The sequence below is a fragment of the Helicobacter cetorum MIT 00-7128 genome (genome assembly GCF_000259255.1).
GTDB lineage: Bacteria > Campylobacterota > Campylobacteria > Campylobacterales > Helicobacteraceae > Helicobacter > Helicobacter cetorum_B.
This window is the reverse complement of sequence record NC_017737.1, coordinates 1,157,133-1,180,951: the sequence shown is the minus strand read 5'-3', so window position 1 is coordinate 1,180,951 and position 23,819 is coordinate 1,157,133. Positions and strand designations below refer to the sequence as shown.

20 protein-coding genes, 1 tRNA gene and 1 other RNA gene are annotated in these 23,819 nt (G+C 34.3%); 7 read left to right on the top strand and 15 right to left on the bottom strand.

What is annotated here, in order from left to right; genetic code table 11:
- Positions 1-7 precede the first annotated feature (7 nt).
- From HCW_RS05475 to lolA, 11 genes are all read right to left on the bottom strand, one after another.
- Positions 8-577: an outer membrane beta-barrel protein gene (locus HCW_RS05475; RefSeq protein WP_014661229.1), complete on the bottom strand. Its 570-nt coding sequence runs from the start codon at positions 575-577 to the stop codon at positions 8-10.
- The gene (locus HCW_RS05470; protein ID WP_014661228.1) at positions 578-3,646 is read right to left on the bottom strand and encodes an efflux RND transporter permease subunit; all 3,069 of its coding nucleotides are present in this window, start codon (positions 3,644-3,646) and stop codon (positions 578-580) included.
- Positions 3,647-3,659: 13 nt separating this feature from the next.
- Positions 3,660-4,355 (bottom strand): efflux RND transporter periplasmic adaptor subunit, encoded by a 696-nt coding sequence (locus HCW_RS05465; RefSeq protein ID WP_418904634.1) that lies wholly within the window; start codon positions 4,353-4,355, stop codon positions 3,660-3,662.
- Positions 4,356-4,384: 29 nt separating this feature from the next.
- Complete coding sequence (locus HCW_RS05460) at positions 4,385-5,881, bottom strand: TolC family protein (protein ID WP_014661226.1); 1,497 nt, start codon at positions 5,879-5,881, stop codon at positions 4,385-4,387.
- A gap of 11 nt (positions 5,882-5,892) precedes the next feature.
- Complete coding sequence (hemE, locus tag HCW_RS05455; RefSeq protein WP_043902639.1) at positions 5,893-6,915, bottom strand: uroporphyrinogen decarboxylase; 1,023 nt, start codon at positions 6,913-6,915, stop codon at positions 5,893-5,895.
- 67 nt (positions 6,916-6,982) lie between these two features.
- Positions 6,983-7,492, bottom strand: coding sequence for a hypothetical protein (locus HCW_RS05450; RefSeq protein ID WP_155802309.1), 510 nt, complete (start codon positions 7,490-7,492; stop codon positions 6,983-6,985).
- 118 nt (positions 7,493-7,610) lie between these two features.
- The gene (locus tag HCW_RS05445) at positions 7,611-8,267 is read right to left on the bottom strand and encodes a 3-methyladenine DNA glycosylase (protein ID WP_014661223.1); all 657 of its coding nucleotides are present in this window, start codon (positions 8,265-8,267) and stop codon (positions 7,611-7,613) included.
- A 125-nt stretch (positions 8,268-8,392) separates the two neighbouring features.
- The gene (locus HCW_RS05440; protein WP_014661222.1) at positions 8,393-9,928 is read right to left on the bottom strand and encodes a flagellin A; all 1,536 of its coding nucleotides are present in this window, start codon (positions 9,926-9,928) and stop codon (positions 8,393-8,395) included.
- A gap of 360 nt (positions 9,929-10,288) precedes the next feature.
- A complete protein-coding gene (locus tag HCW_RS05435) occupies positions 10,289-10,813 on the bottom strand; it encodes a hypothetical protein (protein ID WP_014661221.1) in 525 nt (174 codons plus the stop codon).
- Between the two features lie 49 nt (positions 10,814-10,862).
- Positions 10,863-11,246: a transfer-messenger RNA gene (ssrA, locus tag HCW_RS09280) on the bottom strand.
- Between the two features lie 63 nt (positions 11,247-11,309).
- Positions 11,310-11,849 carry a LolA-like outer membrane lipoprotein chaperone gene (lolA, locus tag HCW_RS05430; protein ID WP_043902801.1) on the bottom strand — a complete coding sequence of 180 codons (540 nt, stop codon included), beginning with the start codon at positions 11,847-11,849 and terminating at the stop codon, positions 11,310-11,312.
- 173 nt (positions 11,850-12,022) lie between these two features.
- Here lolA and secA point away from each other — a divergent pair, with 173 nt between their 5' ends.
- From secA to HCW_RS05415, 3 genes are all read left to right on the top strand, one after another.
- Positions 12,023-14,614, top strand: coding sequence for a preprotein translocase subunit SecA (gene secA, locus HCW_RS05425; RefSeq protein ID WP_014661219.1), 2,592 nt, complete (start codon positions 12,023-12,025; stop codon positions 14,612-14,614).
- Positions 14,529-15,839, top strand: coding sequence for an FtsX-like permease family protein (locus HCW_RS05420; RefSeq protein ID WP_419470985.1), 1,311 nt, complete (start codon positions 14,529-14,531; stop codon positions 15,837-15,839). The genes secA and HCW_RS05420 overlap by 86 nt, the downstream gene beginning before the upstream one ends.
- Before the next feature lie 229 nt (positions 15,840-16,068).
- On the top strand, positions 16,069-16,317 hold the full coding sequence (locus HCW_RS05415) for an RNA recognition motif domain-containing protein (protein ID WP_014661217.1): 249 nt from the start codon (positions 16,069-16,071) through the stop codon (positions 16,315-16,317).
- Between the two features lie 72 nt (positions 16,318-16,389).
- Here the strand turns inward: HCW_RS05415 and fliP are convergent, their stop codons facing one another.
- The gene (gene fliP, locus HCW_RS05410) at positions 16,390-17,154 is read right to left on the bottom strand and encodes a flagellar type III secretion system pore protein FliP (protein ID WP_419470991.1); all 765 of its coding nucleotides are present in this window, start codon (positions 17,152-17,154) and stop codon (positions 16,390-16,392) included.
- A gap of 80 nt (positions 17,155-17,234) precedes the next feature.
- On the opposite strand from fliP, the gene glmU reads away from it, so the two are divergent.
- The 4 genes from glmU to HCW_RS05390 all read left to right on the top strand — a co-directional run bounded on the left by glmU (position 17,235) and on the right by HCW_RS05390 (position 22,658).
- The gene (gene glmU / locus HCW_RS05405) at positions 17,235-18,527 is read left to right on the top strand and encodes a bifunctional UDP-N-acetylglucosamine diphosphorylase/glucosamine-1-phosphate N-acetyltransferase GlmU (RefSeq protein WP_014661215.1); all 1,293 of its coding nucleotides are present in this window, start codon (positions 17,235-17,237) and stop codon (positions 18,525-18,527) included.
- A 51-nt stretch (positions 18,528-18,578) separates the two neighbouring features.
- Entirely contained in the window at positions 18,579-20,945 is a 2,367-nt protein-coding gene (locus tag HCW_RS05400; RefSeq protein WP_014661214.1) for a ribonucleoside-diphosphate reductase subunit alpha, read from the top strand.
- A gap of 261 nt (positions 20,946-21,206) precedes the next feature.
- Positions 21,207-22,151 (top strand): Gfo/Idh/MocA family protein, encoded by a 945-nt coding sequence (locus HCW_RS05395; RefSeq protein WP_014661213.1) that lies wholly within the window; start codon positions 21,207-21,209, stop codon positions 22,149-22,151.
- 432 nt (positions 22,152-22,583) lie between these two features.
- Positions 22,584-22,658 (top strand) — tRNA-Asn (locus tag HCW_RS05390).
- Positions 22,659-22,736: 78 nt separating this feature from the next.
- On the opposite strand, the gene HCW_RS05385 is transcribed toward HCW_RS05390, so the two are convergent.
- From HCW_RS05385 to HCW_RS09750, 3 genes are all read right to left on the bottom strand, one after another.
- Complete coding sequence (locus tag HCW_RS05385) at positions 22,737-22,961, bottom strand: hypothetical protein (RefSeq protein WP_014661212.1); 225 nt, start codon at positions 22,959-22,961, stop codon at positions 22,737-22,739.
- A gap of 13 nt (positions 22,962-22,974) precedes the next feature.
- Positions 22,975-23,124, bottom strand: a complete 150-nt coding sequence (locus HCW_RS09465; protein ID WP_014661211.1) for a hypothetical protein — start codon at positions 23,122-23,124, stop codon at positions 22,975-22,977.
- A 128-nt stretch (positions 23,125-23,252) separates the two neighbouring features.
- On the bottom strand, positions 23,253-23,597 hold the full coding sequence (locus HCW_RS09750; protein WP_231283055.1) for a hypothetical protein: 345 nt from the start codon (positions 23,595-23,597) through the stop codon (positions 23,253-23,255).
- Positions 23,598-23,819 lie beyond the last annotated feature (222 nt).

The window sequence follows — 23,819 nt, the reverse complement described above, 5'->3', positions numbered from 1 at the left end:
GTTTCATTTAAAACAAGTAACTATACGATGCGCTTATAAACACGCTATTTAAATAATTAGAATGCTTAAAAATGTTTTTTGTTTTTGAAAAAGGGATTTTTACTCCAAGCTCAACACGATGATGTTCTTCAATCGTGCTACCCACGCCTACATTCACCAAACCATTGTAGCCCATAAAAGAGCTATTTTCTGCACCTAAGCGCATATTTTGTCCTAAATACCCTACCCCAAGTCCAAAATACGCTCCAAAGCTATATTTTTGATAGGTGTAAAAATCACTTAAAACATCAACATTTAGACTTAACAAAGAAGTTACAATCGTATTTAATGCTGTGGGCTTAATAGTCATAATATAAGAAAAATCCCCCCTCAAAGCCAAAGTTTTTAAAAAAGCGTATTGATACCCCCCTTTAGCCCCCCACAAAAATGCGGTGTAGCTAGAGTCTATTGGAGATTTTGGCATGGTTTGAATGGGTGCAAGACCCACTTCAGCTCCCAAATAAATATGGCTACTCTTAGGTTCAAATGCCCCTAATATTTCAAGCAACCCTATAAAAATTGCTAAAGCTTTTTTCATTTATAGGGCTTTTTGATTTTGATAAAAACGCTTAATCTTATCATCTATAGGCGCTAAAAGACGATAAAAAATTGGCACAACCAATAAGCTTAAAAGCATAGATACCATAAGCCCCCCACTCATAGCAATCCCTATAGGGGATTTCATCGCTGCTCCATCTCCAACAGCTAGAGCTAAAGGGAGCATTCCAAAAACCATAGCAATAGTAGTCATTAGAATGGGTCTTAAGCGAGTTTCGCCCGCATACAAAATTGCCTCTTGAATATTTTTACCCTTTTTGCGTTGCTCATTAGCCACATCAATTAAAAGCGTTGCATTCTTTCCTACCATTCCTATAAGCAAGATTAAGCCCATCATAGAAAACATGCTTAGAGGTTGGTGCGCTAATGCTAGAGCAAAAAAAGCACCCGAAAAACTCAAAGGCATGGTAATCATAATAATTAAAGGTTCTAATAAAGACTCATACAAGGCTGCTAAAATCATATAAATTAGCACAAAAGCTGTTGCTAAAGCAATGATAAATTCTTGACCTGTTTCTTTAGCGTTATTGGCTTCCCCTGTGAAACTATAATTAGCCCCTTCAACTAACCATTCTTTAGAATGTTTAGTAACTTGTTTTAAGACTTCTCCCAAAGAAATTCCCATGCTTTTATTAGGACTAGCAAAAACGGTTATGCTACGCTCACGATTATAGCGAGTGATATTGGAGGCACTTGTCGTTTCTTTCACCTCTACTAAAGCATCTAAAAACATCAATTTATCATATTTATTACGCACTTGCAAGCGCTTAACATCTTCTATAGAAATACGCTTATTATCTGGCACACGAATAACAATGTCATACTCTTTGCCATCTTCTTTAAAATAGCTTGCTTGATTTTCGCCTGAAAAAGCTGAACTCACCACTGATGCAATTGCTTGAGCGCTTACGCCATATTTATTAGCGTTTTGCCTTAAAACCTTTAATTGTAATTGGGGTTGTGAATCGCTCGTGCTAGTGTGATAATTTTCAACCTTACCTTTTAATTCAGGGCTTTCTAATAAGAATTTTTTCAAATTAGCTACACTCTTATCTACAATCTCTTGGGAATGCGCAAAGACAAAGACTTGGAAAGGCGAACTATCCCCACCGCCTAATAAAGGAATATCTGAAAAATTAATACTAAGCATATCTTTAGCCTCTGGCATGCTGTCTAATTCTTGGCGCAATTCTCTCATGATTTTAAATTGGTCTAATGAGCGCTCTTTAATAGGCTTAAGTTGCACAAAAATCTTAGCTTTAAAAGGGCTTTTAATACTTCCATAACCCACCTGTAAAGTAGTGAAATCCACATAAGGCTTTTTTTCAATAGCTTTTTGGAAAGCTTGAGTTTTATTAACCATATAATCAATGCTCACACCCGGACTTGCCTTAAGCCACACATTAAACTTGCCCCTATCTTCTTTAAGCATAAAATCCATGCCTAATTTAGAGGCGACAAAAAGCGAACCAAAAAAAATCACTACCACTGATGAAAAAATAATAAGTTTATGGCTCAAAACCCATTGCAATAAAGACACATAACGAACTTCTAAAGACTTGAAAAATGGCTCACTCCAATGATAAAAGCGAGATTGTTTGGGGCTTACCACAATAGAGCTTACCATAGGAATAATTGTAACTACAACTACATACGAAAGCGCAATTGCCAGAGCTACCGTGATTCCAAAGCTTTCAAAAAAGCGTCCAATAATCCCTTTCATATTCCCTATAGGCACAAACACTGATAGTAACATTGCAGAAATTGCAACAACCGCAAAACCAATCTCTTTAACCCCCTCATAGCTTGCTGTGCGTTTATCCATGCCCATTTCTAATTTTTTATGGATATTTTCAATAATAACAATCGCATCATCAATAATAATACCAATGGCTAAAGTTAAAGCTACCATAGTAAGCATATTTAAAGAAAAGCCCATCCATTGAATAAGGGCAAAAGTTCCCATAATGGAGATAGGAATAGAAATAGCAGAAACCAAAGTAATCGTGCCATTACGCAAGAATACAAATACTACTAAAACCGCTAAAATCCCCCCTAAAATCAAATCAAACTTAACATCTTCAATGGAGGTGCGGATATAAGTTGTTGTATCCATAAAGGGTATGATTTCATATCCTAAACTTGCATCTTGGAGATGTTTAAGCTCTTTATAGACATGGTCTACTATTTCAATTTCATTGGCTCCAGCAATTTTTTGAATTTCTAAAATAACACCCGGTTTGTGCTGAAAACTTGCAAAAGTAGTATTCTCTTGCAAACCTATCTCTACTTTAGCAATATCTGCTAAACGCACATGATTAGCCACTTGAATATTCTCTACATCAGAGACTTTATAGCTATTAGCATTCACCAAGATGGCTAGTTCTTTTTGGCTATTAACAATGCGCCCCCCATCTACTTCTAAATTTTCTGTTTTAAGCACATTGTAAAGTTCGCTATAAGTGATATTGTATTTATTCATTAAGGTAGGGTCAGCATAGATTCTAATTTGGCGTTCCCTAAAACCATTAAGTTGCACGCCCCCTACCCCATAAATCTTTTGCAACATGGGTTTAATCACATTCTTAGCATGGTCATTAATGGTCGCAATAGGAATACTCTCACTGCTTACAAATAGTGAAATGATAGCTTGAGAATTGGTATCAAACTTATCTATAGAAGGTTTTTGAATATTGGGGTCATCAAAATGGACTGAAGAAACCTTATTGATAATATCATTTAAAGCCTCTTCTTTAGGTTTTTCTAGCTCAAATTCAATCGCAACCGAGCTTACATTCCTAGCGCTATTAGAAGTAACCTTTTTAATCCCATCAACCCCCATAACTGCCTCTTCAATCTTATCAGTTACCTTACTTTCTATAATTTCAGCACTAGCTCCCGGATAAATCGTATTAACTACCACAATAGGAATATCAATATTAGGAAAAAGAGCAACACTTAATTTCTTAAACCCCATTGTCCCAAAAAAGATAATCGCAAGCGCAAACATTAATGTCGTAATAGGACGACTAATCGCTACTTTATACATACTCTAATACTTTCTATTTGCGGTTTTTAACTTGGATAAATCCATCGCCAAAAAGTCCTACTGCCATATTATTGGGTGCGAGAGCTTCTGCGCTTACTTTTCTTGTGGCCTCATCAATAGCAGGATAAATTTTAGTGATTTTAGCCTCATGCTTACTAGAATCCCCATCAATAGAGTAAATAAAAATATCCCCTACTTTCACTGCACCAATATATTTAGAATCAAACTCTAATACAAGCTTTTTTTGATGGCTAATCAGCCTTAAAAGCACCGTATTATTAGGATTTACCCCTTCACCTACTTGAATACTCTTGCTCGCTACTACGCCATCAAAAGGTGCTCTTAGGATAGTTTTATCAAGCATTGCAAGCGAAAAGGCATAATCTGATTCTAATCGCTTATAATCAGATTTATAGCGCTCTAAAGTATTTTTATCTACAGCTGTGCCAATTTTATTATAACGCTCATATTGTTTTTTAGCAAAAGATAGTTGTTGTTCAATAGAATTGCTTTGGGCTTGCTTATCTTGATTGTATAAAAGTAGCAACACTTCATCTTTTTTAACCACGCTCCCCTCAGTAACCCTAATCGTATTCACAATGCCAGAACTATCCAAAGTTAATTTAGAATCTTGCATAGCCCGCACATTAAAAATTGCATAAACTTCATCACTAGCTTGCATGCTCAAAATGCTCAAGCATAGCCCCATTAAAAAATTTTTTATCACTTTATTCCCCTTTAATGCACATAATCTTGTATTTTATGTCCGCTATAAAAAATATAATTTGCTTTTTGCATTTCATAGTTATTTAATGCCATATTATAAGCTACTTCCGCATCAAAACGAGTGCTTAAACCCCTCAAATAAGTGGTGAAATCCACTAAATTAGCATCGTATTTTCTCTTAATGTTTGCAAAAGAAATACTTGCCGATTTCAAACTAGCTTTAGAAGATTCAATTTTAGCTCGTGCGATTTCAAGCGATTTTCTATATAGCTGTTCATCTTTTTCTTGCTCCAACTTCTTATACGCTAAATTCTTTTCACTCGCTAATTGACCTAATAAAATGGATTGCTTTTGCAAAGACAATCCTATATCATCAAAAACTTTCAAGCTTACCGTTACTCCAGCAGTGTTTTGTTGCCCGGGATAGAAGTTTCCCAAACGCCCCAACGCATAAGCAGGCTTTTGAATCCAATAAAGCCAAGAGTCGTATATATCCACGGTAGGATAGTAATTAAGCTGTTTGTTTTGGTATTTGAGTGCGACAATTTGCTCTCTTAAAGAGATTAAATCTTGACGCTCTCTAAGTTGCAAATTAGGCACATCAATAGTTGTCTTTTTTAAATTTTCTATATTTAAGTTTGTCAAATATTCTAAAGTTAAGCGGTTTTGCTCAATCACAAATTGCACATCTAAAATATCGTATTCACTCAAACTACCTTGTGCTTTTAAACTTTGCAAATCATCAATAGTGCTTAAGCCTTGGTCATAGAGCTTAGAAACCCTTTTTATATCTGTTTTAATTTGCTCTAATTTTTTTTGCAACGCAATTAAACGAGCCAAGTTATTAAAATATTGGTAGTATTGTTGCACCACTTGCAAATACACGCTTTGGCGTGTGTATTCCAAATTAGCAACACTAGAGCGATAGCTCGCAGACTTTTCTCTGACATTATTCACATTGCTAAACCCATTAAACACATTTAACTTCACTTTTGCTTGTAGTTGTTGTGTGTTAAAACGCTTAAATTCTGGCGTATCCCTATTTTCATTTTTAAAATCATAATGCACATCAAGAGTGGGTAAAAACAATGCTTTTGAAATCGTATGATTTTTCATCGCTTGCTTGACATTCATTTCTTGAGCTTGCAGGCTTAGATTGCTATCAGCACCCTTGATAAGCTCATAAAGTCCTAAGGCAACTTTATGGCTTTTTTCATGATATTTGGCAATTTCTTGTGTAATACTAGAGGCAATGGGCGCATCAATTTGCTTTAAAGGTAAAAATCCTTGAGGGTTATTAGAAATATTAAATGGCGCACTAATTTGAGAATCTTTAGGATTGATTAAGCTCAAATTTTTATGGTTATACTCCTTTAGAATTTGCTTGATTTCTTGGGGGGATTTAGAATGCGACATTACAGAAATTTCATCTTCTATAGAATCTTCTTGGGCTAACAACAAAGCGCCAAATAAGCACCACAAACTAGCACACTTTATTATTCTTTTCATCAATAAGCCCCTTACTTACTAGATAACTTACGCACTAATTGCACTAAATATTTGGCATTTTCTCTAGGCAAATCCGGTAACATTCCATGCCCTAAATTAAAGATATGCCCCTTATTATCCATAATTTTTAAAATCTTTTTTACCCCCTCTTCTAAGGCATTTTTATCATAAAGGCGTGCAGGTTCTAAATTGCCTTGCAAGACATATTTATCTCCTAAAACACTCTTTGCAATCTCTAAGGGTGTGCTCCAATCCACTCCAAACACATCAAATTCCCCACTAATTGCATCTAAAAACCCACAAACCCCTTTAGGAAAAAGAATGATAGGAATATTAGAATGGCGCTTTTTAAGCTCCTTGGCAATGTATTTTAAATAGTCCCAACTAAATTCTAAAAATTTCTCTTTTTCTAATGCGTTTGCCCATGAATCAAATAGCATAAGCGCATTAGCTCCTGCTTGAACTTGAAGGCTCAAATATTCTATTAATTCTTCACTAAGTTTCTGCAATAAGGCGTGCAAAATTTTAGGCTCACTATAGAGTATTTTCTTACTTTTAGAATAAGTTTTGCTCCCCTCACCCTCTATCATATAAGTGGCTAAAGTCCAAGGTGAGCCACAAAAACCTATTAATGCCTTATCTTTAGCTAACTTTTTGCGAGTTTGTGAAATCGTAGCATAAACATAATCCAAGTTTTTAACTATCCCAGTTTTCAGACTTTCTACACTTTTTAAATCATTGATAGTTTGTAAAAAATGCGGGCCTTTTTTAGGAACAAATTCTAAATCTAAACCCATTTCTAAAGGCACAACTAAAATATCACTAAATAAAATGGCTGCATCAACATCTAAAATTTCTACCGGTTGCAAGGTAACTTCTGTAGCCAAATCACTATTTTTACATAATTCTAAGAAATTTCCTGCTTTTTTGCGAGTCTCTTGATATTCACTCAAATAACGCCCCGCTTGGCGCATCATCCAAATAGGTGTATAAGGTGTTTCTTTTCTAAAACATGCATCAATGAAAATCATTATAAATCCTTATATATTTATTTATTGTTGTCTTTATTCAATTGTCTAGGCTAACCCTTAATCTCGTATTTTATCCTAAAAACTTTATAAAGTCATAAAAAGTAAAAGTTATCCCTATGGAATAAATATCTAACCTAGGCGTTTTAAAGGCTTTAGAAAATTCGCTTTGGATAAAGTAAAAAGGAATCCCCCCTCTAGCCTCTATACTTAAACCAAAATTTTTGGCTACATTAAAAAATACCCCTATTGTTCCTACAGCTGATTGGATATTGTATTGATGTTTATCCATTTTGACCCCTAAAATCTGCAACTGATAACCTAGAGTAATTTTTGGAATAACCCACCCCTTAAAAAGTCTAACACCAGTCATAAACCCTGCACTCAAAAAATATGACCCTCCCATACCAGAATCTAAATACCCTCCTAGTAGCACTCTCTTTTTTATGGTTCTGCCAAAATCAAGACCCAAAGAAAAATCATCATATGCCTTTTTTACAAAAATAGGCGCTCGGTTTTTAGGGCGTATAGGGGCAGTTTTCATAGATTGCACATGCTGATAAAGATAGCCAATTTTAAACATGCCAAAATATTTTTTTGTCGGCTCTAAAGGTTTAAAAAACTTTAAAGAATGCGTTTGCGCAAATAAACAAGCAATAAAAAAATTCAATCCTAAAATATTTTTAAGCAAAAAGGTCATTTTAAATTATTAATTCTAATTTTCTTTTTGAAAATTCTACAATTTTTCCATGAAATCTCGCATAAAGCTCAGCTAAAGAAATAGAATTATCATAAAGCATTAGAGCATGGCTTAAATTCTCTTCAATACCTTTTTCAAAAAAACTCTGCAATTCATCATAATCTTCTATTTCTATACCTAATTTTTTTAAAAATTGGTAAGTATATCTATCTACTACCATAACTTCTCTAGCACACACATAACACAAAATGGCATCCGCACTTTCTTTACCAATACCCTTTTGATTCAAAAGCCATTCTCTAGTTACTTCAAGTTTAAATTTTCCAAAACTCTCAAAATCTTTTTGAATATTTTGACATAACATTACTAAACGCATAGCTTTTTGATTAAAAAATCCGCTAGGACGGATATATTCTACTAAGTTTTCTACCCCAATACTAGCAATTTTTTTAAGATTATTTTCATCATCACATTCTAAGATATTAGCATTTTTTAGATTTTCTAAAGATTTTAATACATTATCAAACTTTGTATTTTGGGTTAAAATTGCCCCTATTAAAGCTTGAAAACTAAACGCATTAGGCCACCAACAAGGGGGCGATTTTTCCAATAAATTGAGCGATTTTAAAGCTTTTAAAATATCTAAGCTATTCCACATAAATTCTACCTTAAAAGAATTGTGTTAAATTAAAAAGAAGTTAAAAGTTTATTTGTAGCAGTTAATGTAGCTTGTGAAAGCTAATACCAAAAGTATTAGCTCCCACTTTAAAAATACTTTTAAGACTAAGTCAAAAGTCTCAAAATATTTTGCTGAACGGTATTAGCTTGGCTCATAGCATAGCTACCAGATTGTGCTAAGATATTATTTTTATTGAAGTTTGCACTTTCATCAGCAAAATCTACATCTCTAATTTGAGATTCAGCGGCTTTTACATTCACTTGAGTGATACTGATATTATTCACAGTGCTAATCATTTGATTTTGCACAGAACCTAAATCAGAGCGCACTTTATCTAACATTTTAGTTGCAGACTCAGCAATATCCATAACTACCATCGCACCTCTTAGGGTTGTAACCCCAGAACCAAGACTTTGATTGCCACTAGCAATAACTGCATTGTAGTTTGCACCACTAGCTGACTTTACATTTGCATTAAAGTTACCTGTAACATCACGCAAGTTTACTGTGGTTTCTGCTACTTGATTTTGACCAAAACCAATTGCTGTAAAACCTATCTTACTTGAATCTGAGGCAGAGACCACATTAATATCCCTAGCATCTAATCTTGTAAGAGAAAGTCTTCCATAGTTAGTAGAACCTTGTGTTAATTCTTGACCACCATTAACATTCTTAATAGCGATTTGAGAACCATCTTGATTGTCATCTACTTTAACATCAATACCACGCCCATCAACGCTACGCAAGTTTAAACGACCCTTATTATCTGTATAAGCCTCCACGCCCGTATCAGAAGTAACCGCATTAATAGCTGCAACCAATCTTCCATCAGAGTCATTCTTCTTAATATCCACAATATTACCCAACTGAATACCATTTAAAGTTAAGTTAGTGATACTTCCAGATTGAATCGCATCATCACTTGTAGTGATAACATTGGCTTGAGCTTTGATGCCTGTTTTATCAGAGTTTTTATTAATAACCTCTGCTAACACACCAATACCAGTGCCTGCTGAACTAGAAATCTTTACACTCTCTAATTTTACATCATTCACACCATCTACTTGCTTGAAAGTTAAACTTACATCACCAGATGCTGTAATGAGTGCACCAGTAGCAATTCTTACTTGACCAATTTTATCAGAAGTAGTAGAACCAATAGAAGCCTTGATGCTTTGATTAGAATACGCACCTACTTGGAATTCTTTGTTGGTAAATTGACCAGATAACAATGCTTGACCATTGTAAGTGGTGGTATTACCAATATTATCCAAACCTTGAATCAAGCGCACAATGTCAGCTTGAATTGCCTTACGAGACTGAGTAGTTTGACCATCTTGAGCCGCTTGAGTGGCTTTAACCTTGACGGTATCTAAGATTTTTAACTGCTCATCCATTGCCTTATCTGCAACTTGGATAATCCCCATGCCATCATTAGTGTTGGCAATTGCTTGACCTAAAGCACTCGCTTGAGAACGCAAAGAATCCGCAATTGTCATGCCTGATGCGTCATCAGCTGCTTTATTGATTCTCAAACCTGAACTTAAGCGCTCTAATGAATTCTTAAGTGCAGTTTGAGTAAGAGAAGATTGCACATGCGCATTCAACGCATTGATATTTGTATTGACCTGAAAAGCCATTTTTGTAACTCCTTGTTATTAAGCCCAAAGGCATCCTTGCCAATGGTTAAGACTATATCGGACAAGATTTGATTTTTTAAACTAAAATTACTAACTTAGTCATTAAAAACCATTATTTTAATTTTTAATATCCATTCAATCAATATGTAAAATAAGAATAATAGCGCTTAAGCATAATCACTATAACAATCAGAAAATCATAAATAATCTTAAAAGTCTAAGTTGGTCTCAATTCTTACAGCGTTTATATAGCTACAAAAGTTACAAAATTTGTATCAAAAAGCAATATTTAATAAAAAAGAGTTAAAAAGTTAAGTTCAATCCCAATAAATTCTAGGGATTAAACAAGGGGTTTAGGCATTAATTGGGTTTTTGAGAATCAAGCCACTTTTCTTGAAATTTAATAGATTTCCTCAAAGAATCCTCCAATTGAGACAACACATCTTTTAAGGGCTTAACATCAACATCAGCTTGCGTATAAGAATCTAGTTGCTTATCAATTTGAGTGGCAATTTCTAACGCACTTGATGGGTCTATAGGGCTACCTAGCGCCTTACGGATTGTTTCGCCAATCTCAATCACTTCAGGACTTTCATGGTTTTTAAAATTTGGATTATTTTTTTTATCCTTAGGTTTAGGCTCTAAACTAAGGCGCAAATGCTTGATTTTTTCATGTAAAGCATTAAGCTCTTCAAGTTGCTTAGAATTTTGCCCTCTATCTACTGCCTTTTCCAATAATTTATCACTTAAAACAACAAGCTTATCACTCAATTTAACACTATCAGCCTCAGCCTCAGAAAGCTCATCTACATCAATAGCCATTAGCGAGCTTACAAAAAAAGAAAGCAATAACCATTTAGTAAGAGAAGAGAGAATTTTGTGCATCTGTTTTCCTTAAAAATACGCTATAAAATAAAAACGCTCATTATTGATATGGTGGAGCTGTGGGGAATCGAACCCCAGTCCAAAAATCTTGTTCTAAAACACAGACTTCTACATGCTTAGAAAATTGATTAGTTTTTTAGCCTTAAGACTACCTTTGGTTCAATTTTCTAAAACCTTAAGATAATCCTAAGGGTTCTTTATCTTAATTTAAAAAGCGAACCACTTTTTAAACGCATCTAGCTTAGGGTTATGGAGTGATTAAAACACTAGAAATTCTAATCAGTCCAGCTCCAAATGGAGTTAACTTACGCAACTTTAGCGTAAGCTGGAGCGTAATTTGTATTGTTTACAGTTATTGTTGTTGCTGTTTTACAAGAAGCACTTGACATGCTATCTGTGCAACAAGAATCTTGTCGAAATCCAAGTCAGCCCCACTGCTACAAATTACTTAAATACCCCACCATTCTAGCTAAATTTTTCTAATAAGCAGTTTAAATTATTGATGCACAATGTCAATATTTTTATCTTTTTTAGTAAAAATAAAGATTTCACTAGAAATATTAGGATTAATTTCTACTTGTGAGAAAGTAATATTAACCAAATTATTCATTTCATCTTTAAATTCTAAAAATGCTGGTTTATTGTCTTGAAAGCGCAAACGATAAGTAGTTTTATGAATGGTTGTTTCAAACGAGCCATCTTTTTGTTTTTTAAGTTGCTTGAGAATGGTAAAAAAATCCATTTTTTCTTGTAACTTAGTAATAGTTGCCTGAAATAGCTGAGGCTCATAAATAGTAACTTCTTTAGCATTCATATAGATTTCTTTTTTAAGTGGTTTTTCATACACCCACAACGCTAAATTAGGAGCTTTAGCTCTTAAAACCCCCCTATAAACTAATTGGCGCTCCCCTTTTAGCACTTGTTTGAAATGTGCACTAAAGCTCTGTAGATTTTTTAAAACTTGCTCTTGTGTTGAAAGAGAAGTTTTTAAAGAAGTTTGCGCATAAATAATGGCACAACTCAAGCTTAGAGCCATAAGGATTTTTAAAAAAAATGTTTTCACAGACTAAGACCTTAAAATTTTGTATTTTTGTCAAATAAAACAAGCTATTTTACAAGACTTTTATTATAAGCATGATAAAATTCCCAAAAAACTGACGCTTTTATAAACTTATAAGAGCGCTAATCTTGCTAATCTTAAGGATTGTTGTGCTAAAAAAAATAATTGGGAAAGTCATTGGAACTAAAAATGATAGGTGGATAAAAAAATACAAAAAGCAAGTCCTAGCTATCAATGAATTAGAGCCTGCTTATGAAAAAATGAATGATGTTGAACTTCAAGAGGCTTTTAAAGAGTTAAAAACTCGTGTGCAAGCTCAAGAAAAAGATTTACAAGAAAAAACCCTTTTGGAAGTATTGCCAGAGAGCTTTGCTATAACTAGAGAGGCAAGCAAAAGAATTTTAGGTATGCGTCATTTTGATGTGCAACTCATTGGGGGCATGGTCTTAAATGATGGCAAAATCGCTGAAATGAAAACCGGCGAAGGTAAGACTCTAGTAGCTACTCTAGCTGTGGCTTTAAACGCTCTTAAGGGTGAAAGCGTGCATGTAGTAACTGTGAATGATTACCTAGCTCATAGAGACTCCAAAGAAATGGAGCCTTTATATAATTTCTTAGGCTATAGTGTAGGCACTATTACAGCAAATGTGCGAGATGAAGATGAACGCTTAGAAATATACTCTAAAGACATTGTTTATGGCACCAATAACGAATTTGGCTTTGATTATCTAAGAGATAACATGAAGTATTCTTTAGAACATAAAGTGCAAAAATCTCATGCGTTTGCTATTGTTGATGAAGTGGATTCTATTTTAATTGATGAGGCAAGAACCCCTTTAATCATCTCAGGGCCTGTGGATAAACGCATGGAGAATTATAACAAAGCTGATGAAGTCGCTAAAAACATGCAAGCTGAGACTGATTTCACCATAGATGAAAAGAATCGCACGATTATGATTACTGAAGAAGGCATTAAAAAAGCTGAAAATCTCTTTGGAGTGGATAATTTATATAAGATTGAAAACGCCGCTTTATCGCACCATTTAGACCAAGCTCTAAAAGCGAATTATCTCTTTTTTATAGACAAAGATTATATCGTAGCTAATAATGAAGTGGTGATTGTAGATGAATTTACAGGGCGTTTAAGTGAAGGAAGACGATTTAGTGAAGGCTTACACCAAGCTTTAGAGGCTAAAGAGGGCGTGAGCATCAAAGAAGAGAGTCAAACCCTAGCAGATATTACCTTTCAAAACTATTTTAGAATGTATTCAAAACTTGCTGGCATGACAGGCACCGCTCAAACAGAGGCGACAGAATTTTTAGAAATCTATAATTTGGAAGTGGTGTCTATCCCTACAAATTTAGTAATTAAACGCAAAGATTTGAATGATTTAATCTATAAGAGTGAAAAAGAAAAATTTGATGCAGTGATTCTTAAGATTAAAGAATTACATGCTAAGGGTCAGCCCGTTTTGGTTGGCACAGCAAGCATTGAAAAGAGTGAAACCTTGCATGCCCTACTCAAAAAAGAGCGAATCCCGCATACCGTTTTAAACGCCAAGCAACACACCAAAGAGGCTGAAATCATCAAAGATGCTGGGCTTAAAGGGGCGGTTACGATTGCGACTAATATGGCAGGGAGGGGCGTTGATATTAAGCTTACTGATGAAATCAAAGAGCTTGGCGGATTGTATATCATTGGCACCGAAAGGCATGAGAGCAGGAGAATTGACAACCAATTAAGGGGACGCAGTGGAAGACAAGGAGACCCAGGGGTAAGTCAATTCTATTTGAGTTTGGAAGATAATTTGTTACGCATTTTTGGAAGCGATAGGATTAAGGGGGTTATGGAAAGACTAGGGCTTAAAGATGGCGAACATATTGAATCAAAGCTTGTAACAAGAGCAGTTGAAAACGCACAAAAAAAGGTTGAAAACTTGCATTTTGAAAGCCGAAAGCATTTGTTAGAATACGATGATGTAGCCAATGAGCAACGCAAAAGCGTGTATAAGTTTAGAGATGAATTGCTTGATGTCAATTATGATATTAGCGCAAAAATTTCTGAAAATAGAGAATATGCACTCAATCAAATCTTTTCTAAAATCAAAGCCTTTGACAATCAAGATTTATCTAAAGATGAACTTTTAGGGCTTAAAAACATGTTAAAAGAAGATTTTAATGTGGATATTGAGCTTGATAGCTTAGAGCAAGCTGAAAATATAGAAACTTTTGTTGCTAACACCCTAGAGAGCGCCTACGAAAATAAAATGAAATCAATAGATAGCGAGCAACGAAGTAGGATTGAACGCATCGTGTATCTACAGATTTTAGATAACGCATGGCGAGAACATCTCTACACTATGGATAATCTCAAAACCGGCATTAATTTAAGGGGCTATAACCAAAAAGACCCCCTTGTAGAATACAAAAAAGAGAGTTACAATCTCTTCTTAGAACTCATTGATAATATCAAGATTGAGGCGATTAAAACCTTTTCTAAGATTCAATTTGAAAGCGAAGAAGATTCTAATGATGCAGAGCGTTATTTAGATAATTTAAGCGAAGAAAAAGAACAAGAAAGCATGTCATACCAAGATAACCTTGAAAACGATTTAGTTGTCCCTACAAAGACTTTTGCTAAAACCCCATCAAGAAATGAAATGTGTCATTGTGGTAGCGGACAAAAATACAAACATTGCTGTGGTAAAAGCGGTCCTAAAAAGGGTATTTTTGCCAAGTAAGCAAACGCTAATTTTTTTTCTCTTAAAACGCTATTTGCGTTTTGATAAAAGCCAACCTTTTATTAGTATAACTGCCCTTTTAGCTTTCTTTGGCGTGGCTATTGGGGTTATGGTCTTAATTGTGGCTATGGCAATTATGAATGGCATGGAAAAAGAGTTTGAAAAAAAGCTCTTTGTAATGAATTACCCCCTAACACTCTATGCGACAAGTTCTTATGGCATCAATCAAGAAGTGCTTGAAGAATTAGAAAAAAGATTCCCCAAAATGCTTTTTAGCCCCTATTTGCATACCCAAGCACTTGCTAGAAATAAGGGTTCTATGAATGGGGGCGTTGTTTTTGGGGTAGATATTTCTAAAGAAACACGCATTAATGAAGTTTTAGCCAATGCGTTGCAATTTATAGATAAACAAGCTTTTAAAGATAATCCCTTTAGTTTGATTATGGGAAAAAGCCTTAAAGAAAATTTACGCCTTGTAACCAACTCTAAAGCAGATTTATTCTTTACTGAGTTAGAGCCAACAGGCTTAACACTTTCGCCAATTATGAAACGCTTTGTTATCAAAGGAGATTTTGACTCTGGACTCAAATCATATGATATGACTTACATGTATACTAGCCTTGAGGCTATAAGTGCTATTAGACGCTTACCACTAGGTTTATATGATGGTATCCATGTGTATTCTAAAAATCCTATGCAAGATATCCATTCTTTACGCACAGCCCTTAATTCTATCAATCATCATGGCATAGGCATTGAGGGTTGGTGGCAACAAAATGGTAACTTTTTCTCAGCTATGGCATTAGAAAAAAGAGCGCTTTTTATTGTGCTTATGCTAATTATTCTAATGGCATCTTTAAATATAATTAGTTCGCTTTTAATGGTAGTGATGAATAGACGCAAAGAAATTGCCCTCCTTTTTAGCATGGGAAGTAGCAAACAAGAAATTCAAAAAACTTTCTTTTACTTAGGTAATACTATAGGAATTGGTGGGATAATTTTAGGGGTTATCTTGGCATTTTTAGGTATGTATATTTTAAGCACATTCCCCATTATTTCATTACCAGCTGATGTTTATGGCATGGATAAATTGCCCCTAGATTTATCTATGATAGATTTTATTTTAACTCTTGTTGGTTCCATTATCATTGTCGCACTTTCTTCATATTATCCAGCTAAAAAAGCCTCTAATATTGACCCCTTAAGTGTATTAAGAAATGAGTAAAATTGTATTTTTTGATTATTAAAATAAAAATTATAAATTTACAAAACTCTTTTTAATTTATTTTATGTTGATTTAGAAAATTTTAAGCTATTATCAAGTAGAATTCTCATACTCTATAGTATCCAATTGCCTTTTTAATCGCCTTTATTTCTTTGAAAGTGTTATTTTGTTTTTAGCATTATCATTAATTACTATAGTAGTTATTATCTGTTTAACGGAGAATTTTATTTTGAAAAATATTTATGTAGGAAACTTGGTTTATAGTGCAACCAACGAAGAGGTTAAGGAACTTTTTAGTAAATTTGGCGAAGTGTTTAGTGTCAAGCTAATTTGTGATAGAGAAACAAAGAGACCTAAGGGTTTTGGTTTTGTAGAAATGCAAGGCGATAGTGCTAATCAAGCTATTAGCGAGTTGGATAATACAGATTTTATGGGGCGCACCATTAGGGTAACTGAGGCTAATCCTAGAAAGTCCTAAACATCAAATCCTAAATAGCATGTTTAGGATTTTCCTAGACATCTCTCTTAAAAAACACTTTTAAACTTGCTTTTAAATTGTCTTAAAACTCGCTACTAAATTTTCTGTCAATAAATTAAACCCATCTACCAAAATAAACACTAAGATTTTAAAAGGTAGAGAAATCATTACAGGTGGGAGCATCATCATACCCATTGCCATTAAAATAGAGCTTATAACCATATCAATTACCAAAAAAGGTAAGTAGAGTAAAAAGCCAATCTGAAACGCCGTTTTTAATTCGCTTATCATAAACGCTGGGATTAAAACACTCAAACTCACATCATTAGGGGTTTTGGGATTAGGCAAGTTTCTAATCCTAAAAAAAAGGGCTAAATCCTTTTCTCGTGTGTTTTTAAGCATAAATTCTTTGAAGGGTAAAGCACTTTTTTCAAACGCTTCAGTATAAGAAATCTTTTTATCCATGTAGGGTTTAATGCCATTTTCATAAGCCTTTTTCAAGCTAGGTTCCATGATAAAAAAAGTTAATATTAAAGAGAGTGAGACTAGAATTTGAGTGGGTGGGGTTTGTTGCGTGCCTAGAGCGGTTCTTAAAAAACCAAAAACAACAATCAAACGAGTGAAACTTGTCATCACTAAAATCAGTGATGGAGCTAAAACTAAGAGTGTGAGTAGTGCAACTACATTAAGCGTAGTTACAAGTTGCTTGGGCTCTGTGGGAGCGTTTAAAGAAAGATTGACACTAGGCAAGGTGCTATCTGCACTCATTAAGGGACAAATTATGGCAAGTATCAAAAGAATGATTTTTAAGAAACGCAAAATTCTAGCCTTAAACATTTGATTAAAAACACAAGCCAAATTATAAGACAATGCATGTTAAAATTCCCTAAAATAACCCCCTAAATTTAAGGATTTCAATGCTTTCTGTAATCATACTAGCCGCTGGCAAAGGCACTCGCATGCATTCTAGCTTGCCCAAGAGCTTACACACTATTTGTGGAGAGCCTATGTTGTTTCACATTTTAGAAGTAGCTTTTTCAATTAGTGATGATGTGCATCTCATCTTACACCATCAACAAGAGCGTATTAAAGAAGCGGTCATAAAGCGTTTTGATAAAGTGGTTTTCCACACGCAATTAGTAGAAAAGTATTCAGGCACTGGGGGGGCTATCATGCGAGAAGATAAAACGCCTATTCCTACCAAATATGAAAAAATTTTAATTTTGAATGCGGACATGCCCTTAATCACTAAAAACGCTCTAGCCCCCCTATTAGAAAGCAACAATAACGCCATAGGCATGCTAAATTTGGCTCATCCTAAAGGTTATGGACGCATTGTTTTAGAAAATAATCAAGTTAAAAAGATTATAGAAGAAAAGGACGCTAATACTAAAGAAAAAGAAATTAAAAGCGTGAATGCTGGAGTGTATTTGTTTGAAAGAAAGTTTTTAGAACAAAATCTATCCAAGTTAGAAAATCAAAACGCTCAATCAGAATACTATCTCACAGATTTAATTGCACTAGGCACAAATGAAAAGATTGATGCAATTTTATTAGAAGAAGAATGTTTTTTGGGGGTAAATTGCCAAGCAGAGAGAGCTAAAGCTGAAGAGATTATGTTAGAAAGATTGAGAAAGAATGCTATGGATTTAGGGGTTATTATGCAATTACCAAGTAGCATTTACTTAGAAAAAGGCGTTAACTTTAAAGGTGAATGTATCTTGGAACAAGGGGTGCGTTTGAGTGGGACTTGCCAAATAGAAAACGCTCACATTAAAGCCTATAGCGTTATAGAAGATAGCGAAATTATTAATAGTAGCATAGGACCCTTTGCCCATGTGCGTCCTAAATGCATGTTAAAAGAAAGCACAATAGGAAATTTCGTAGAAACTAAAAACGCTCATTTTCAAGGCGTTAAAGCGTCTCATTTGAGTTATTTAGGAGATTGTGAGATAGGAAAAAACACGAATGTCGGAGCAGGTGTAATTACTTGTAATTATGATGGTAAGAACAAGCATAAAACGATTATTGGCGAAAATGTCTTTATAGGGAGCGATAGCCAGCTTGTGGCTCCCATAAATATCGGCTCTAATGTCCTAATAGGTAGTGGCACAACAGCAACTAAAGATATTCCTAGTGGTTCACTAACGACTTCTCGTGCTACTCAAACCAACTTTGAAAATGGCTATTTTAAGTTTTTTAAAAAATAATAAGACTATAATACAGACTTTTTTAACTAGAAAAACATGCAAGGATAAGTTTTGATTACGGTAACTAAACGCAATGGGCGTATTGAACCTTTGGATATTACAAAGATTCAAAAATACACTAAAGATGCTACAGAAAATTTAGAAGGCGTGAGCCAAAGTGAGCTAGAAGTAGATGCAAGGTTGCAGTTTAGAGATAAGATTACTACCGAAGAAATCCAGCAAACCTTAATTAAAACCGCTGTAGATAAGATAGATATTGACACGCCTAACTGGAGTTTTGTAGCTTCAAGACTTTTTTTATATGATTTATATCATAAAGTGAGCGGTTTTACGGGCTATAAACATTTGAAAGAGTATTTTGAAAACGCTGAAGAAAAAAATCGCATGCTCAAGGGCTTTAAAGAGAAATTTGATTTGGAATTTTTGAATAGTCAAATCAAGCCTGAAAGGGATTTTCAATTCAACTATTTGGGTATTAAAACTTTGTATGACCGCTATTTACTAAAAGATACAGACAATAACCCTATTGAATTACCCCAGCACATGTTTATGAGCATTGCAATGTTTTTAGCTCAAAACGAAGAAGAACCTAATAAAATCGCTTTGGAGTTTTATGAAGTTTTAAGCAAATTTGAAGCGATGTGTGCAACCCCAACTCTAGCAAACGCTCGCACTACAAAGCACCAACTAAGCTCATGCTATATTGGTAGCACGCCTGATAATATTGAAGGGATTTTTGATAGCTATAAAGAAATGGCGTTATTATCCAAATATGGTGGGGGCATTGGCTGGGATTTTTCTTTAGTGCGTTCCATTGGAAGTTATATTGATGGGCATAAAAATGCCAGTGCAGGCACGATTCCATTCTTAAAAATCGCTAATGATGTGGCTATTGCAGTAGACCAGCTAGGCACACGAAAAGGTGCGATTGCGGTGTATTTAGAGATTTGGCACATTGATGTGATGGAGTTCATTGACTTAAGAAAAAATAGTGGTGATGAGAGAAGAAGAGCCCATGATTTATTTCCAGCTCTTTGGGTGTGTGATTTATTTATGAAAAGGGTTTTAGAAGATGCTATGTGGACTTTGTTTGACCCTTATGAGTGTAAAGATTTGGCTGAACTTTATGGAGAAGAGTTTGAAAAACGCTATTTAGAGTATGAAAAAAACCCCACAATCATTAAAGAATACATTAACGCTAAAGACTTATGGAAAAAGGTTTTAATGAATTATTTTGAAGCAGGCTTACCTTTTCTAGCTTTTAAGGACAACGCAAATAGGTGTAATCCAAACGCTCATGCAGGAATTATACGCTCATCTAATCTATGCACTGAGATTTTTCAAAATACCGCACCAAACCACTACTATATGCAAGTGGAATACACTGATGGCACCATAGAGTTTTTTGAAGAAAAAGAATTAGTTACCACAGATAGTCATATCACTAAATATGCCAACAAGCTCACTAGCACAGACACCCTTAAGGGCAAGCAAATCTATATCGCTACTAAGGTTGCAAAAGATGGGCAAACGGCTGTGTGTAATCTAGCAAGTATCAATTTAAGCAAGATTAACACTGAAGAAGATATTAAAAGGGTCGTGCCTATTATGGTGAGGCTATTAGATAATGTGATTGATTTGAACTTCTATCCTAACCGCAAAGTCAAAGCCACAAATTTACAAAACAGAGCGATAGGACTAGGCGTTATGGGTGAAGCACAAATGCTTGCAGAAAATAAAATCGCTTGGGGTTCTAAAGAGCATTTAGAAAAAATTGATTGTTTAATGGAGCAAATCAGCTATTATGCGATTGATACAAGTGCGAATTTAGCCAAAGAAAAAGGGGTTTATAAGGATTTTGAAGGCTCAGAGTGGAGTAAAGGTATTTTTCCGATTGATAAAGCGAATAAAGAAGCCTTAAAGCTTACAGAAAGAGGGCTTTTTGATTACACTTGCGATTGGCAAAGTCTCAAAGAAAAAGTCAAAGCAAATGGCATGCGTAATGGCTATTTAATGGCGATTGCTCCCACTAGCTCTATTTCAATTTTAGTAGGCACCACTCAGACGATTGAACCTATTTACAAGAAAAAATGGTTTGAAGAAAATTTGAGCGGACTGATTCCTGTAGTTGTGCCTAATTTGAGCTTAGAAACTTGGAATTTTTATACATCTGCTTATGATATTGATGCTAAAGATTTAATCAAAGTTGCAGCGGTGCGTCAAAAGTGGATTGACCAAGGGCAAAGCACCAATGTCTTCTTACGCATAGAAAGTGCAAGCGGTAAAACCTTGCATGAAATTTACACGCTCGCTTGGAGATTAGGACTAAAATCCACTTATTATTTACGCTCTGAAAGCCCAACTTTAGATGAAAAAAGTGTTCTAGACCGCTCTATAGAATGCCACAATTGTCAGTAATCACAACATATAATCAAATGAGTATTTTATTGGAGGTGCAAAAATAGTTGCATCCCCTACTTTTAATACTTAATAAAAATCTTAATCTTCTTATCATTAAGGCTAATCAAAAGTAAATTCAATCAATAGTCATTAAGATAAATGATTAAATTTGCCTAAAAAGTTCAACAAGCAATGCAATCTAAAGAAAAATTATCCATTCTTTTGCTAACATGCAATCAAACAAGTGCTAAAAACGCAAATTGATTAAAGGAGTTTTACATGCTCTTTGCAATGATTGGCTCAGGAGGCTATATAGCCCCCAAACATTTAGAGGCTATCAAAGAAACTGGTCATACCTTAGATTGTTCATTTGACATTCATGATAGTGCGGGGATACTAGATAGCTATTTCCCAGAATCAGAATTTTTTACAAGCCTTGAGGAATTAGAAAGTTATTTAGAAAGGTCTAAAAATGAGGGTAAGGAAGTAAACTATTTAAGCGTTTGCACCCCTAATCACACACATTTTGATTATATTCGTTTTGGTTTGCAACATGGTTTGAATGTCATTTGTGAAAAACCTTTAGTTTTAGACCCTAGCGAAATACAAGATTTAAAAGACCTAGAAAAAAAGTATCAAAAAAAAGTTTTTAGTATCTTACAATTACGCTTGCACCCAAGCGTAATGATGCTAAAAGAAAAAATTAAACAAGAATTAGAGAAAAACCCCAATAAAGTTTTTGATATTACGCTCACCTATATTACGGTGCGTGGGAAATGGTATTTTTCATCATGGAAAGCGGATATAGATAGAAGTGGTGGGTTAGCCACTAATGTTGGAGTTCATATTTTTGATGCATTATTGTATTTATTTGGAGATGTTTTGGATAATACCCTAGATATGGAGCAACCTGATTGTGTAGGAGGAGTGCTTACTTTAGAACATGCAAAAATCAAGTGGTTTTTATCTATCAATCCAGAGCATATGGGCGTAGCCAATCAAAAAGTGTATCGCAACATGGTTATGGAGGGCGAAGAAATTGACTTAACCCATGGCTTTGATGATTTACACATTAAAAGCTATAGACACATTTTCTTTGAGGGGGGGTATAGCTTAGATGATGCAACTCCGTCTATCCAACTAACCTATAATATGCGTAATCTTTCTTTAAGCAACCCCCATGAAGATTGCCACCCTTTGTGCGCTAAGTGTTTGAGAGTTTGATAAACATATTAAATTTTAATAGATAATATATTAAAATTTTACTTCTTCTTAATAGTCTTATAATTAGCGCCAATATCAGCAAGACCGACACTTAATGATAAATCTTGCAAAGGTTCTACTTTATATAATAACTTTTTAAAGTTTCAAAATTAAAAAAACATTAAAGTATGAAAAATATAAAAAACAGCTTAATATCTTATTGATTCATGGAGTTATTCTCGTTGCATATAACCACATAAGCGCAAAAATCAATAATACATTTTGTAGGAAAAATCTTTAGATTTTTAGATATTTGCATATGACATTAGGGAATTTTACCCCCTAAAAGCCAAACCTTACAATAAAAATTAGTATGCTTTTTAAAAAACACTACAATTCTCTTGACATTATCAAAAAAATCTATTATAATTTTGTTTCTTTTTTGAGCGATATTCCAGATTAGCTCAGCGGTAGAGTAGGCGGCTGTTAACCGCTTGGTCGTAGGTTCGAATCCTACATCTGGAGCCATTTTGAATACAACTACTATCTTAAAAAAACTAAAGCTTTCTTATTTTGAAGAATTATTAAACTTGAGATATATAAGCTCTAGATAGTCTTAATATATCTATCTCTTGCTAAATGGATTTGATAAAAGAGCTCTAAGGTATGGGATTTCTTTCTTTTTAGAGTGATTTCTAGGCGATAATTCTTTATTTTATAGCCTAAAATATCGTTAAATTCAAAGTTAAGGTTAATGTGGTGTTTGTTGAATACTCTCCTAACGACAATGTAGAGTTGCTCTCTTAAAAAAGTGTTAGTTATGCTTGACATATTTTGTTGCTCCTTATTTTTTAAAATTATCACTTCTATTGCCACTTTCTAGCATTTTGGCGGTGGTATCTAATGAATCAGTTAGATAGGGGGCTAGATTGAAATTTTTAAGCGTAGCGTCATTATTTAGGTTATGAAAATTAGCGCTTGTTTTAGCAAACATTTCTTTAAACGCCTTAAAAAATCTTGCAAACTAAAAACTATGCTATAATCCGCACTAGACTAAAGGCAAAACGAATTAGCGTTGGACTAATAATCCAAAGCACAAAAGGTTTATCCTTATGGTGGTGGCTAATTTGAGTTTTTAGTCGTTTCAATATAGGTGTTACCATTCTTATAATTTCCATTCTCTTTAAACATTGTAACAAGGCTGATTTCATTATGTTTTTTACTGACTTGTTCCACTATGAAATAATAGCCATTCTCTTGCTTAAAGCTTAAAATCCTTAATTCATTGTTGTTTCCCCTTGTTTTGATAACTTCATCAGCGCTATTGGCTATTTTTCTATAGTTGGCTATATCATCATAAGTTATTGGCGGTTGTTTGCTTAATCTAGCATTAGGCGAATTTACTCCATGTCTTTTTAAAGTGTGTTTGATAGCGCTATAATCTATCACTGCTCTAGCATTATTAATATGTTTTAAACCTAATTCTTTAGCTATGCTAGGCTCTAGTTTCTCAATTGCAACTCTTTTGTTGTTTTTATCTATGTATTTCCACCACTTCAGGCGTAACTTTATTATTTCCTATAATATCCATTGAATCGCCATATCGTGGGCTTTTATCAATCAGTTCTTTAATCTCGTTAAAAGAGAGTTTGGGCATTTTTTCATCTTTAGCTTTAGTTTCAAAGCTTT